Source organism: Cupriavidus sp. D39 (genome assembly GCF_026627925.1).
Lineage (GTDB): Bacteria > Pseudomonadota > Gammaproteobacteria > Burkholderiales > Burkholderiaceae > Cupriavidus > Cupriavidus ulmosensis.
This window is the reverse complement of record NZ_JAPNLE010000007.1, coordinates 192,050-205,076: the sequence shown is the minus strand read 5'-3', so window position 1 is coordinate 205,076 and position 13,027 is coordinate 192,050. Positions and strand designations below refer to the sequence as shown.

At 64.6% G+C, this 13,027-nt stretch carries 14 protein-coding genes; 5 read left to right on the top strand and 9 right to left on the bottom strand.

The features are described from left to right. Positions 1 to 8: 8 nt before the first annotated feature. Positions 9 to 356: a nuclear transport factor 2 family protein gene (locus OMK73_RS07970; RefSeq protein ID WP_267601550.1), complete on the top strand. Its 348-nt coding sequence runs from the start codon at positions 9 to 11 to the stop codon at positions 354 to 356. A gap of 189 nt (positions 357 to 545) precedes the next feature. Here the strand turns inward: OMK73_RS07970 and OMK73_RS07965 are convergent, their stop codons facing one another. The 5 genes from OMK73_RS07965 to OMK73_RS07945 form a co-directional block, all read right to left on the bottom strand. Further along, on the bottom strand, positions 546 to 1,721 hold the full coding sequence (locus tag OMK73_RS07965; RefSeq protein ID WP_267601549.1) for a thiolase family protein: 1,176 nt from the start codon (positions 1,719 to 1,721) through the stop codon (positions 546 to 548). Further along, on the bottom strand, positions 1,718 to 2,620 hold the full coding sequence (locus tag OMK73_RS07960) for a 3-hydroxyacyl-CoA dehydrogenase (protein ID WP_267601548.1): 903 nt from the start codon (positions 2,618 to 2,620) through the stop codon (positions 1,718 to 1,720). The genes OMK73_RS07965 and OMK73_RS07960 overlap by 4 nt, the downstream gene beginning before the upstream one ends. Before the next feature lie 42 nt (positions 2,621 to 2,662). Next, a complete protein-coding gene (locus tag OMK73_RS07955; RefSeq protein ID WP_267601547.1) occupies positions 2,663 to 3,511 on the bottom strand; it encodes a fumarylacetoacetate hydrolase family protein in 849 nt (282 codons plus the stop codon). Next, a complete protein-coding gene (locus tag OMK73_RS07950) occupies positions 3,508 to 4,584 on the bottom strand; it encodes an amidohydrolase family protein (protein ID WP_267601546.1) in 1,077 nt (358 codons plus the stop codon). The genes OMK73_RS07955 and OMK73_RS07950 overlap by 4 nt, the downstream gene beginning before the upstream one ends. A 227-nt stretch (positions 4,585 to 4,811) precedes the next feature. Then, the gene (locus tag OMK73_RS07945) at positions 4,812 to 5,501 is read right to left on the bottom strand and encodes a TetR/AcrR family transcriptional regulator (RefSeq protein ID WP_267601545.1); all 690 of its coding nucleotides are present in this window, start codon (positions 5,499 to 5,501) and stop codon (positions 4,812 to 4,814) included. A 259-nt stretch (positions 5,502 to 5,760) separates the two neighbouring features. Between OMK73_RS07945 and OMK73_RS07940 the strand changes: the two genes are divergently transcribed. Both OMK73_RS07940 and OMK73_RS07935 read left to right on the top strand, forming a co-directional pair. After that, on the top strand, positions 5,761 to 6,735 hold the full coding sequence (locus tag OMK73_RS07940; RefSeq protein WP_267601544.1) for an AMP-binding protein: 975 nt from the start codon (positions 5,761 to 5,763) through the stop codon (positions 6,733 to 6,735). 11 nt (positions 6,736 to 6,746) lie between these two features. Further along, positions 6,747 to 7,382, top strand: coding sequence for an AMP-binding enzyme (locus OMK73_RS07935; RefSeq protein WP_420715488.1), 636 nt, complete (start codon positions 6,747 to 6,749; stop codon positions 7,380 to 7,382). A 51-nt stretch (positions 7,383 to 7,433) separates the two neighbouring features. Here OMK73_RS07935 and OMK73_RS07930 read toward each other — a convergent pair whose 3' ends face one another. Next, positions 7,434 to 8,234 carry an SDR family NAD(P)-dependent oxidoreductase gene (locus OMK73_RS07930; RefSeq protein WP_267601543.1) on the bottom strand — a complete coding sequence of 267 codons (801 nt, stop codon included), beginning with the start codon at positions 8,232 to 8,234 and terminating at the stop codon, positions 7,434 to 7,436. A 129-nt stretch (positions 8,235 to 8,363) separates the two neighbouring features. Between OMK73_RS07930 and OMK73_RS07925 the strand changes: the two genes are divergently transcribed. Continuing rightward, positions 8,364 to 8,756 carry a DUF2889 domain-containing protein gene (locus OMK73_RS07925; RefSeq protein WP_267601542.1) on the top strand — a complete coding sequence of 131 codons (393 nt, stop codon included), beginning with the start codon at positions 8,364 to 8,366 and terminating at the stop codon, positions 8,754 to 8,756. Further along, the gene (locus OMK73_RS07920; protein WP_267601541.1) at positions 8,674 to 9,114 is read left to right on the top strand and encodes a hypothetical protein; all 441 of its coding nucleotides are present in this window, start codon (positions 8,674 to 8,676) and stop codon (positions 9,112 to 9,114) included. The genes OMK73_RS07925 and OMK73_RS07920 overlap by 83 nt, the downstream gene beginning before the upstream one ends. Before the next feature lie 69 nt (positions 9,115 to 9,183). On the opposite strand, the gene OMK73_RS07915 is transcribed toward OMK73_RS07920, so the two are convergent. The 3 genes from OMK73_RS07915 to OMK73_RS07905 all read right to left on the bottom strand — a co-directional run bounded on the left by OMK73_RS07915 (position 9,184) and on the right by OMK73_RS07905 (position 12,841). Continuing rightward, on the bottom strand, positions 9,184 to 9,744 hold the full coding sequence (locus OMK73_RS07915; RefSeq protein ID WP_267601540.1) for a 3-phenylpropionate/cinnamic acid dioxygenase subunit beta: 561 nt from the start codon (positions 9,742 to 9,744) through the stop codon (positions 9,184 to 9,186). Positions 9,745 to 9,798: 54 nt separating this feature from the next. Next, the gene (locus OMK73_RS07910) at positions 9,799 to 11,199 is read right to left on the bottom strand and encodes an aromatic ring-hydroxylating dioxygenase subunit alpha (protein WP_267601539.1); all 1,401 of its coding nucleotides are present in this window, start codon (positions 11,197 to 11,199) and stop codon (positions 9,799 to 9,801) included. 439 nt (positions 11,200 to 11,638) lie between these two features. Then, positions 11,639 to 12,841: an ABC transporter substrate-binding protein gene (locus tag OMK73_RS07905; protein WP_267601538.1), complete on the bottom strand. Its 1,203-nt coding sequence runs from the start codon at positions 12,839 to 12,841 to the stop codon at positions 11,639 to 11,641. Positions 12,842 to 13,027 lie beyond the last annotated feature (186 nt).

Genomic DNA, 13,027 nt, shown 5'->3' with positions numbered 1-13,027 from the left:
CCATCAGCATGACCGAAACCGAACGCATCGAAACCTTCCTTCGCGACCAGACCGCGCACTGGAACGCAGGCGACAAACAGGCATTCCTAGAGGATTACCAGCGTGTCGCTTCAGCGGGCCTCAGCATCGAATACGTCGGCCGCTCGCCGCAGGACGGCTGGCCGGTACTGGAACAGATGTGGGAGCGGCAGCAGGCGAAGATCCTTGTGGAGCCAGTGATGAAGATCATCAATGGAAACGAGGCTGCCTGCCATATCCGCAACGTCATCAAAGGCACCGATCGCGCCATTGTGACAATTGAACTGTACCGGTTTGAAGAAGGCAGGCTGTTCGTGCGGTACTTCATCAAGCAGTAAGGGGGCATCGGGCTTCAACGTGGCTTGCGGGGTGCGCTAGCGCCGATTAGCGCCCGCCCTCTCCCCGGCCCTTCTCCCGCTTGCGGGAGAGGGGAGCCAACCAGCGGGAGCGTTGGGATGGGCCATCCCGTATGCGACGCCTCGATGTTAAGCCTTTGAAGTTAGTCAGTTGCAGTTAAAACCGCCCCCTCACCCCAACCTCTCAACAATAGTCGCCGTCCCCATCCCGCCAGCACAGCAAATAGCCTGCAACCCAAATCGCGCCCCACGCCTCTCCATCTCATGCAGCATCGACGTCATGATCCGCGCGCCGCTGGCACCAAGCGGATGCCCTAGCGCAATGGCCCCGCCGTTGACATTGAGGCGCTCATGCGAGACACCCAGTTCCTTCATCCACACCAGCGGCACCGGCGCGAAGGCCTCGTTGACCTCGAACAGGTCGATGTCGCCCGGGCCCAGGCCAGCCTTGGCCAGCACCTGGCGGGTAGCGGCAATCGGCCCGGTCAGCATCAGCGTGGGATCGGAGCCGACCGTTGCCACCGCGCGGACCCGCGCGCGCGGCATTACCCCCAGCGCATCCGCCTTGCGGGCCGACATCAGCAACAGCGCGGCCGCGCCATCGGAAATCTGCGAGGCATTGCCCGCCGTGATCCGGCCATCGGCGCGAAAGCTGGTCTTCAGCGTAGCCAGCCGCTCCGCGCTGGTGCCGGCGCGAATGGTCTCGTCCGCCAGCAAAGCCGGCGCAGCGCCTTCGACTGGTTTTTCCCGCAAGGCTTCCACGGGCACCGGCACGGTCTCCTGCTTGAACCAGCCTGCAGCCGCTGCTGCCGCCGCGCGGCGATGGCTCTCCACCGCATACGCATCGAGCTGCTCGCGGCTAAGGCCCCACTGATCGCACATCCGCTCGGCGGCTTCGCCCTGGCCTGTGAGCTCAAAGCGCTCCGCGGCCAGCCAGCCGAAGGCCTCGCCGTGGAGATCGCGGTTGCTGCCCATTGGCACACGGCTCATGTTCTCCGCTCCACCAGCCACCACCACGTCGGCCGCGCCGCAGGCGAGTAGACCGGCGCCGACATGCACCGCCGCTTCGCCCGAGCCGCATTTCCGGTCGATGGTCAGGCCCGGGATCGTGACCGGCCAGCCAGCGCCCAGCAGCGACGTCCGGGCAATATTGGCGGACTGCTCGCCGATCTGCGTGACACAGCCAAAAATCACGTCGTCGACGACATCCGGGCGCAGCCCGGCCCGGCTTACCAGCTCGCCAATCACCAGGGCTCCGAGATGATCGGCGCGCACGCCGGCCAGGCTGCCGCGGAACTTGCCGACTGGCGTACGCACCGCACCGACGATCACCACGTCCGTGCTCATAGCGCGCTCCCCTTCAAGCCGGAACCGGGCATGCGCTGGCCGTCCTCGTAGCGGTAGACGCCGTGACCGCTCTTGCGGCCTAGCCGCCCGGCGGACACCATCTTGATCATCAGGGGGCACGGCCGGAATTTGTCGCCCAAGGTCTGGTGCAGGTACTTCAGCACCGACAAGCGGGTATCCCAACCGGTCAGGTCGCCGAGTTCCAGCGGGCCCATCGGGTGATTGAAGCCAAGGCGCAGCGCGGTATCGATGTCTTCCGCGCTGGCGGTGCCCTCCTGCAACATCCACATCGCCTCATTGCCGAGCAGCGCCGACATGCGGCTGGTGGTCAGGCCGGGCGACTCATTGACCACGATCGACGTCTTGCCGATCAGGTCGGCGTAGTCGCGCGTCAGCGCCACGGTTTCGTCACTGGTGGCCAGGCCGCGCACCAGCTCGACCAGCTTCATCTTGTGCACCGGGTTAAAGAAATGCATCCCAACCACCCGCTCCGGGCTGGACACCGCGACGGCGATCTCGGTTACGCTCAGGGCGGATGTATTGGTGGCATAGATCGCGCCGTCGGCCATCACCGCAGCCGCCTGCGTAATCACGGCCTTCTTTACCGCCAGGTTTTCCGATACGGTTTCGACCAGCAGTTGCGCGCCTGTGGCCGCGACGGTCAGATCGGTCTCCACGGTCAGGCGGCCCTTGGCGGCCTGCGCCACCCCGGCGTCAAGCTTACCCAGCCTTACCCCGTCGTCGAGGATCTTGCCGATCGTCATTCGCGCGCGTTCCAGCGCCTGGGCGTCGGTATCGACCAGCGCCGTGGCAAAGCCCGAACTGGCAAACGCATGTGCAATACCGGAGCCCATCAGGCCGGCACCGACCACGATCACCTTGTTGTTCATCAGGGTCATTCGGCAGTCTCCAGTTTCAAGAAATCATGATGCGCATGCCCCTCATGAGGTAATCTCCGAAACGACGTTGCGCAGCGTGCCAACGCCTTCCACGCTCGCTTCGACCACATCCCCCGGGTTCAGGAATCGTCCGCTACCCTGGCCCGTGCCTTCCGGCGAGCCCGTGTAGAGCACATCGCCGCATTCGAAGCGCGAGCGCTCGTCGACGAACCGCACAAGTTCGGCCACGTCCCAGGTCATCTCGCCCGACGAAGCATCCTGGCGGGTATCGCCATTCACGTTCAGGGTCATGCGCAGCTTCGGGCTGCCGGCGGGAAACTCGTCGCGGGTGACGATCCACGGCCCAAGCCCCGTGGTGTCGTCCTGGCTCTTGGCGGAGAACAGGTCCATGCCCACGCCCGGCGGGCCGCTGCGCTGCAGGTCGCGCGCGCTGACGTCGTTGCCAACGGTGTAGCCCAGCACGCTGGACAAAGGATCGCTGCGGTCGACGCGTTGCGCGCCGATCACCGCGACCAGCTCGACCTCGTGGTCCAGCTCACGCGTGAGCGGCGGGTAACGGATCGGGTCGTTGGCACCGATCAGCGCACCGTAGGCCTTGAGGAACGCCACCGGCTGCGTGTGTCCACCCATGCCGAAATCGTCACGGAGATGCTTGGCGTAATTGGCGCCCGCCACCACCACGCGGTTGGTCTTCTCCACCGGAGGCAGCAGCCGCACGCTGGCCAGCGGCCGTGCCCCGCCAGCCAGCGTCAAGGCGCCCGCGCCTTCGCCGCGCGTCAGCGCGGGCGCCCAGTCGGCAAACGCGCCGGCAATCGGCGTGAGCTCGCCCCGCGCGGTGTCCACCACGGCCCAGAACGGCGCGCCGCCGTCGGTACAGCGCGCGATCTTCATGCTGCCTCCTTACGCACCGGTTCGCCAATCTTCGCAGCATCGAGATGCAGCAGCTTGCAGGCGTTCTGCCAGCGGATCTTTTGCAGGTCGTCGTCGGACAGCCGCAGGCCATCGGTCAGGTCGTGGCGCACCGCGTCGCTGCCGCCGAAGTTGCTGCCGTAGACGATGCGGTCAGCGCCGATGATGTCGACCAGCGCCTGGCGCATCGGGATCTCATGCAGCTCGACGTCGAAATAGAAGTTCTTCAGGTACTCGAGCACCGGCTTCTTGTTGTGCACGAAATCCAGGTTGGTGTTGCACTGGGCCAGCCGGCCGAGCTGGTATGGCACGTAGCCGCCGCCGTGCGTGATGTACACCTTCAGGTCGGGGAAGCGGTCGAACACGCCGCCGCAGACCAGGTTCCAGAAACAGCGCGTTTCGTCGTACTGCATGCCGACGATGGCGGTGGTTTCATAGCGGTCGGTGTTGGCCTTGTCGCCCCAGGTAACCGACTGGTTATAGCCATGGACGAACATCGGCAGGTCCAGGTCGCAGAGGGCGCGCCAGACCGGATCCATCTCCGGCGAGTCGAACTCCAGCCCGCCGAAGTTGGCGCCGCCGGCAACCAGGCCTTTGGCGCCCAGTTCGCCGCAGGCGCGGCGCAGTTCCTTGGCGGCCTCTTCCGGCGCGTTCAGCGGAGCATGGGCCCAATACATCAGCCGGTCGGGTGCGGCCGAGCAGTACTCCGCCAGGGTGTCGTTGACCTTGCGGGCGTACGGCACGGAGAAATCGGCTTCCGCCCAGTACATGTAGCAGTGCGACGGCACCGAGACCACCTGCGCGTTCTGGCCCGCGGCGTCCATGCCGGCCAGGCGCACCTTGGGATCCGCCCAGCGTGCGAAGTACTCATCGAGCTTCAGGCCCTTGCCCGAGCGGACCGCGGCCTTGCGCTCCGGGGACCCCAGGGTCAGGATCCAGTCGCCAACCCGCAGCTTGACGTCGCCATCGGCATGCTGCTCGAAGAAGGGACCCCAGTGCGGGTGTTGGTTGTAGTACCCGGGATGCGGCGCATGGGCGTGAAGGTCGATCAGCATGAAGGTCTCCTTTTGTCATACGCGGCGCTGGAACGCGCAGCGGTGGGGAAAGCGGTCTGTCACTCGCTTCACGCCCGGACCAAAGGACACCACTGGACACTGGTCGCGCAAACGCGGGCTCAGACCGACAACATCATGCCAATGTTAGTCATTTTATGCAAATGTGTTCAATTTAATTTTCAAGGACAGGAAGGCCGTGGGCTGCATGCAGCCCACGGCACTGCCCTCTAGCGCCGTGCCCGCGTCACGCCGCCGAAGCGCAACGCTTCCACCATCCGCCCGATCCGGCGCGACATGGCGCCGTGATCCGACTCGCCCCACACCAGGTTCTCGCTCATCACCATGCGGATCAGCAGGTCGCAGATCAGCTCGCGGTCCAGCGCGATGCCCAGCCGCTCATCCCAGGCATCAAACACCGGCGCGAGGAAATCCTGGAAGCGCACTACCGAGTCGTGGAAGATCCGCTTGAAGAAGCTCATGGCGAATTCCGGCGCCACCAGCAGCAGCCGCCGTGAACTGCCGATGGCCATGTAGTCCTCCAGGTATTTCACCAGCGTCGCGAAGCGTTCGTCCGGGTCGCTGATGGGCTCGAGCAACTCGGCCAGCAACTTGTGGAAGGTCTCCCGCTTGTAGCGCGAGAACGCATCCAGCAGTTCCTCCTGCGAGGCAAAGTAGCGATAGAACGTGCCGCGCGAGATGCTGGCGGTATTGCAGACCTCGAGGATCGAAATGCGCTCGGCGCCCGACTCCAGGATCACCTTCTCGGTGGCCTCGAAGATGTTGTCGATGGTCTGCTGGGAGCGCTTGTTGCTGCGGCGCCGGCGCGGCGTTGCAGCCGCGGGCGCTGCGGGCGTGGCTGCAGCCGCCGCTTTCTTCGCCGGGGCGCTTTTCTTCTTCTCCGCCGGCGCAGCGGCCACTGCCTTCAGGGCCGCTTTTGCTTTCGCGGGCTTCTCCGCTGCGGCCCGCCGCTTTGGTGCCGTTTCGATTTCGGTCTCGACAGGCTTGGTTTTTGCTCACGCTGTTCATCTGTTTCGCCATGAAGGAATCGTCTGGACTAAGTTTTGCGGGTTTTCCCGCAGATCGATAAAGGAATACAAGGCATAGAATACAATTCTTGTATTAGAATTTACTGGGACAGCACCCGGTTCTTATTTCGGAGATGATGATATGGCAGGGATGGGAAATACAGATACCTGGTCGCTTGGCGAACAGGACACCGTGATCGCCGCGCTCGACCGTGCCGTGGCCGCGCATCCAGACCGTGTGCTGCTCGATTTCTCGGGTGAACTGTACACCTATCGCGAAGTCGATCAACTTTCGACCCGGCTGGCGAACTCCCTGGCCGCCCTGGGCATCCAGCCCGGCCAGACCGTGGTCACCATGCTGGACAACAATATCGACGCCGTCATCTCCTGGCTCGCGATCAACAAGCTGTGCGCGGTCAGCGTGCCGGTCAACACGGCGCTGCGCGGAGAGTTCTTGCGCCACCAGATCGCCGATGCCAGCGCCCCGCTGGTGATCTGCGAAGCGGACTACGTGGAGCGCATCGGCGCGCTGGCCGCGCAACTGCCCGACGTCAAACTGGTGCTGCAGCGCGGCAGCGCCGGCGCATCGTCTTGCGGCGGCCTGCAACTGGCGCCGCTGGACCTGCACCGCGGCACCGACGACACGCCGCTTGCGCGCAAGCCCAATCCCTGGGACCTGGCCTGCCTGATGTACACCTCCGGCACCACGGGGCCGTCCAAGGGCTGCATGATCAGCTACAACTTCCAGTGCAACCTGGCGCGGCTGCAACTGCGTTCCGGCCCCGCCACGGCCGACGACATCACGATCACGCCGCTGCCGCTCTATCACCAGAACGCGCTGGTGGTGGGCATCATCTCGAACATCCTCGTCGGCGCGCGCGTCGCCTTCGTCCCGCGCTTCTCGGTGTCCAACTTCTGGCCCGAGGTGGAGCGCAGCGGCGCGACCATCGCCTCGATCCTGGGCGGCATGGGCGGCCTGCTGGCCAACGCACCGGACAGTGACGCGGCCAAGCGCTGCTTTGGCCAGATCCACACTGTGCGCGGCAACCCGTTCACCGAGGAAAGCAAGACCATCTGGCGCGAGCGCTTCGGCGCCAAGCTGGTGGGGGCAATGGCTACGGGCTGACCGAGGCTTGCGTGATCACCTCGCTGCCGGCGGGCGAATATGCCGCTCCCGGATCGTCCGGCAAGCGCGTGCCAGACTTCGACGTGCGCATCGTCGACGACCTGGACCGCGAGCTGCCGGCCAACACGCCGGGCGAGATCGTCTGCCGTCCGCTGCGCCCGGACATCATGTTCATGGGCTACTGGCGCCGTCCGGAAGAGACCCTGAAGCTGATGCGAAACATGTGGTTCCATACTGGCGATATTGGCAAGTTCGATGACGATGGCTATTTCTATTTCGTGGACCGGAAAAAGGACTACCTGCGCCGGCGCGGCGAGAACATCTCCAGCTTCGAGATGGAAACCGCCTTCTCCGCCCATCCCGACATCGCGGAGGTCGCGGTCCACGCCGTGCCCTCCGACAAGGGCGAGGACGATGTGAAGATCACCGCCATCCTCAACCCGGGCTCCGCCCTGACCGCCGAAGCCCTGTTCCACTGGGCCACGGACGCCGTTCCCTACTACGCGCTGCCGCGCTACATCGAGTTCCGCGATACCCTGCCCAAGAATCCGCAAGGCCGCATCCTCAAGTATCAGCTGCGCGACGAGGGCAAGACGGCGAATACGTGGGATCTGGAAGCGACGGACATCAAGGTCGCCAAACGGTAAGATCACAGGAAGGGCCCCAAGGGGCCCTTCTGGCCCTTCGTCCATTGCTGCTCAGTATTCCCGCGCAGGCACGTGTGCCGGCCGCGAGTTGTATCCGGGCAGGTGCAGCCCGCCATCCACATGCAAGGTCTCGCCGGTGATAAAGCGCGACATCTCGGACGCCAGGAACACCACCGCAGGCCCGATATCCTCCTCGGGCTCACCACAACGGCCCAGCGGCCGCGCCGCCGCCGAGCGCTCTGCAAACCCCGGGTTCTCCGCGGCCAGCTTGAAGAAGGTCGCGCCCATCGCGGTCGGCGCAATCGCATTGACCGTGACGTTGAAGCGTCCCCACTCGGCGGCGGCGCTGCGCGTCAGCCCGACGATCCCGGATTTGGCGGTATTGTAGTCGGCATGCAGCCACGCGCCGGTCTCGGTATCGATCGAGTAGAAGTTCACGATCCGCCCCCAACGGCGATCCCGCATATGCGGCATGGCCGCGCGCATTGCCCACCACGTTGCCCACAGCGCCGAGGTCAGCGTCAGTTCTAGCATCTCGTCGGTCTTGTCTTCCAGCAGCACATTGGGCGTGGGAATAAAGGCGTTGTTCACCAGGATGTCCAGGCTGCCGAAGTGCTCGACTGTTTCCGCCACCGCCGCTTCGATCGACGCCTTGTTCGTCACGTCGGTCCGGACAAAGCGCGCCCGGGCGCCCAGATCCTTCAACTCTTGCTCCACCTGCCTGCCGCTCGCCTCGTCGATTTCTGCAATCACCACCGCGGCGCCCTCACGGGCAAAGGCGCGCGCCACGCCCTTGCCAATGCCGCCACCCGCCCCCGTGATGATCGCAACCCTGTCCTTGAGCAATGCCATGTCGAAGTCTCCGTATTTTTTGAACATAATTGCATATATCGTACACTTTAAGCGGTAAAGTGTCAGCATCCGGGTGCCGGAGGATGGCTATGGTGCCCTTGTCTTGCCGCATTTCCGGGGGCTTTTTCCATGTTTAGACGCCGCATCATCATTTGCAGCCAGCGCGCGGGAACGCAAACCCGCGTACGCGCCGCGCTGGAGGACGATTTCCATCATTTCCGGGTCGAGATAGCCTGTGCCGAAGGCCGCGTGACGCGCCTCGACGGCGCGGCACCCCGCCAGCCTTATACGCTGTGCGCCAATGCCGTTGCGCGGCTGGACGCGCTGCTAGGCATGCCGCTCTCGCTCACCGCGCACGAGGTCACCCGCGTGACCGATCCCACGGAGCAATGCACGCATCTGTTCGAGCTGGCCGGGCTGGCGGTTGCGGCCGCCGCGCGTGGCACTGGCGCTGCGCCAGTACGATATCGAGGTACCGGTGCGGCAGCGGGGCCGCACGCGGCCTCGGCTATGGCGCGATGACGCCGAGCTGGTCGCGTGGGAAGTACTGGGCAGCGTGATCGAGGGGCCGTCGCCCTACGCTGGTGTCGACCTGTACCATGGCATGGCCCGCTGGGCCCTGACCGCGCTGTCCGTGGAAGACGCCGAGGCGGCGCTGGTATTGCGCCGCGCTACCGTGATTTCGCTGGGGCGCGGCATGCCGCTCGATGCGCAGGTCCATGCCAAGCCGAGCGGCAATTGCTACTCGCAGCAGCCCCGGCGCGCCACTGAAGCCTTGCGCGTGGTCGGATCGACGCTGGACTTCGCCTGCACGCCGGAGCGCTTGTGTGCGGATGATCTCGGGTGGCTGAGCTTCAAGGAGCATGCCGATGGCTGCTAAGCACGCGCCGCGGCCTGAAAGGTAAAACGCCCCCGGAACCGGGGGGCGTTGGCACGGAGCAGATGCCGTCTACAAGAAAATCGCCAGGTTCGGCGTCCCCAACACCGCCTGGTCCAGCAAGATCTCCCGCCGCGCCAGCTTGAACGTATCGCCACTGCGCCGCAGCACATCCCGCCGCTCGCCGCTGATCAAATCGAACTCGTCGAAGTTGAAGCGGCTACGGGTAATCAGCAGATTGCTGCGCACGGCGAACTCGCCGGGGTTGTCGCCAGTGCGCACCGTCACATTGGTCACCAGGCGACGAGTGCGCGAGGGCGGATCTTCCGCCCAGGCGCTCTTGGTCGCGGTCAGCCGCATGATGCGACCCATGATCGAGCGGTAGTCGTCGTGGTAGTGCTGCATGGACCGAATCACCGTCGCGGCCTGCTGTGCCAGCGGCCGTGTCTGGCGCAAGGGCGCGGCATAGACCAGGTCCTCGGCCAACGTGGCGACCCAGTCCTCCAGCCGGATCTCGTCCAACATGGCGGCTTCCTCATAGAGGAACTCCAGCACCGCGTTATAGACCGGGGCTCCGATCGGCACCCGCGCCGACAGCGTCGCCGGCGCAACTTCGTCTTTTACTTCACTCATGGCGTTGTCTCCTAAATTGGCATCCGATGACAGCAACTGGCGGAAGCTGGCGGCCTATTGCTCCGCCATCATCAGCTCGCGCCAATGCAGCCACCAGTGCCATTGCGTATCGTCCTTGGTGAAGCCCTCGTTGACGATGCCGGGGCCGGGCCAGCCCTCGGGCTTGCCGGTCTCGTAGATCGCCTGGTACTTCATCGTCATGTGCTTGCCCATCGCGCCCTTGGCGGCCAGCGTCATATGCGGCCAGGTGTCGGAGTCGTCCTGCTCCACCATGCCCGAGGTGCCGAACATCTGGATGGTCTGCTTCAGCATGCGCTCGCGCAATTCGGGCGGGGCATCTTTCTCGGCGAAAATCCAGTTGACGAACTCGAGCTTGTCCGGACCCCGGGGCACGTAGGCGTGCATCGTGATGGAGCCGACCACCGTGCCGTCTGGCTGCGGGATGTAGAGGAAACCAAACAGCACATTGGGGAACATGCCACCCACCTGCGGCGGCATGCTGGTCTGCACCGCAAGCTGTTCCTCGCTCAGGTTCTTCCTCAGCTGGCTGACCATGTCCAGCGTCATGCCGGCCGGCGGCAGCGCATTCAGCTTTTCATCGATGCTCAGCTTGTCGGGATCCAGTCCGGTCAGGCGGCGGATCTTGCGGCCCAGGTCGATGCAGCGCAGCGCATGGCCGTGCGGCGAGCTGATCTCCACGCCATACATCTCCGGGCTGAGATCACCGCCGCCGCCCTCGCCTTCGCCCTTCTTCGAGTAGGCGCCGACCTCGCCCAGCCAGCGGTGCAGGGTCAGCGTGTGATAGCCGTCGCCCGACGACTGCTCGCCCGCGGCCTTCCAGTTGGCGCGCACCACGAATCGCTGGGGCGGCCCCAGGACTTCGATGCCGCGGTCGCTGCGCTTGAACAGCATGTCGTAATACCACTTGGCATCGCCCAGGAATTCGTCGAAGGACGGACCGTTGATATTCCAGGTAGCGAAGATCAGCCCGCCGTAGAGCGCCACGCGGGCCCGTTTCAGGCCCAGTTCCTCCTTGCTTCTGATCTTCCCGTGCATGCACTCCTTCTCGACCGGCGCGCCCAGGAAGGCGCCGTTCGGGCGAAATGCCCAGCCGTGGTAGATGCAGGTGTGGATCTGGGTATTGCCCGCATCCAGCGTCGAGACACGCATGCCGCGGTGCGAGCAGACGTTCAACAGCACGTTGACTTCGCCGGACTTGTCGCGCGTGACCAGCACCGAGTCCGAGCCCATGTCCCGGACCACGAAATCACCGGAATTGGGTATCTCCGAGTCGTGGCCGAGCAGCAGCCAGGTCTTGCCGAAGATGCGCTCCATCTCCATCTCATAGAGCTCGGGGTCCGAAAGCGTACGCATCTGCACTTCTCGGGTCTCGACGTTGACCAGGTCCGCGACCTTGGTCCCGTCAGCCAGTGTGGGACTGGTCTGAGTCAGCATGCTTGTCTCCTTAACTTTCCCTAGGGCGGGCTTGAATATTAAATATAAACACTTTTCAAAACTGTGTACATAAATTACAGGATTCTTGCCGTAGCGCGCAAGCCCCTGGCGGACCGCGGCCACCCCAATTCAATGGGCCCGGGCGCCTGCAAAGCCGCGCGCAGCGCCGCGCTCCGGCGGCCCTCCTCCTTTTCTTCCGGATAAACCCTAGGCTTGCCTTGCGCTTGCGCGCAAACGGGCCCACACAACCAGGAGGCCAATGCGACAGAAAGCACCCTTTGTGTAAACAAAGAGTGCCACCACGCCTGCTCTTGAAAGCAGGGAAATTGCGCGGGGAAATCCTGATCGGCCAGGACGCCGGGATCGATCCGGCCGGGCGGGGACTGGCCGGCGCAAGCACCGGCCAGCTTATGTGGCGCTCAGCGCTGGCGAGGTCCTGTCACTTCCACAGCGCGCATTTGGACTCGGCCTTGGTCATGTACGCCTGCGCTCCGGGAATGGTGTTGACCAGCTTGTAGTAATCCCATGGCCCCTTGGACTCGGCCGGCGTCTTGACCTGCATCAGGTACATATCGTGCACCATCCGCCCGTCTGGCCGGATCGTGCCGCCCTTGGCAAAGAAGTCGTCGACCGGGGCAGCACGCATCTGCGCCATGACCTTGTCCGCGTCGGTCGTGCCCACGGCCTTGACCGCCTTCAGGTAGGTCAGCGCCGAGGAAGCATCGGCCGCCTGGAACATGGACGGCATCTTCTTCATCTTTTCGTAATAGCGCTTGGCCCACGCGCGCGATGCGGGGCTCTGGTCCCAGTACCAGCCGTCGGTCAGGTACATCCCCTGCGTGACATTCAGGCCCAGGGCATGGATGTCGTTGATGAAGACCATCATCGCGGCCAGGGTCATGGTCTTGCCGATGCCGAACTCCCTGGCCGTCTTGATCGAGTTGATCAGGTCGCCGCCGCCATTGGCCAGGCCCAGCACCTGCGCCTTGGAGGCCTGTGCCTGCATCAGGAATGAGGAGAAGTCCGCGGCGGAGAGCGGATGCCTGACGGCTCCGAGCACCTTGCCGCCATTGGCCTTGACCACGTCGGCCGTGTCTTTTTCCAGCGACGTGCCGAAGGCATAGTCCACCGTCAGGAAATACCATGACTTGCCGCCTTGCCGGGTCACGGCGGCGCCGGTGCCGCGCGCCATGGCGGCAGTGTCATAGGCATACTGCACGGTATACGGATTGCACTCCTCGTTGGTCAGGCGCGTGGTGCCGGAGCCTGCGGAGATAAAGACTCTCTTCTTCTCTGCGGCCACCTTCGCCATGGCGAGGCTGGCCGCGGAATTGGAGCCGCCAATCAGCAGGTCCACCCCCTGCTGGTCGAACCATTCGCGCGCCTTGGCGGCCGCCACATCGGCCTTGTTCTGGTGATCCGCCGTCACCAGCTCGATCTTGCGACCCAGCACGCTGCCCCCGGCATCGGCAATCGCCAGCTTGATCGCCTCGGCGCCGCCCTGCCCGTCGAAATCCGCGTACACGCCGGACATGTCGGTGATGAAGCCAATGCGCAGTACATCATCCGCGCCCCAGGCGGGCGCGCTCAGTCCCGCTGCGGCGACGAGCGATGCCGCGAGCCTTGCGATGCTTGATGCCATGATGTTGTCTCCTTGCTTATGGTTTGGGCCAGAGCAGCCCTTATGGGCGGCACGGCGCTTGAGCGCCGTGCCGGTATCTCTGTCTCGTGCGCCCGCCCATGCATGGCAACGACAACAGGCGCGGCGCGGCCGGCCCCATCCGAGCCGGCCGCCACCGCGCCCTGTTCCGTCTGCGGAAAGCCCTGC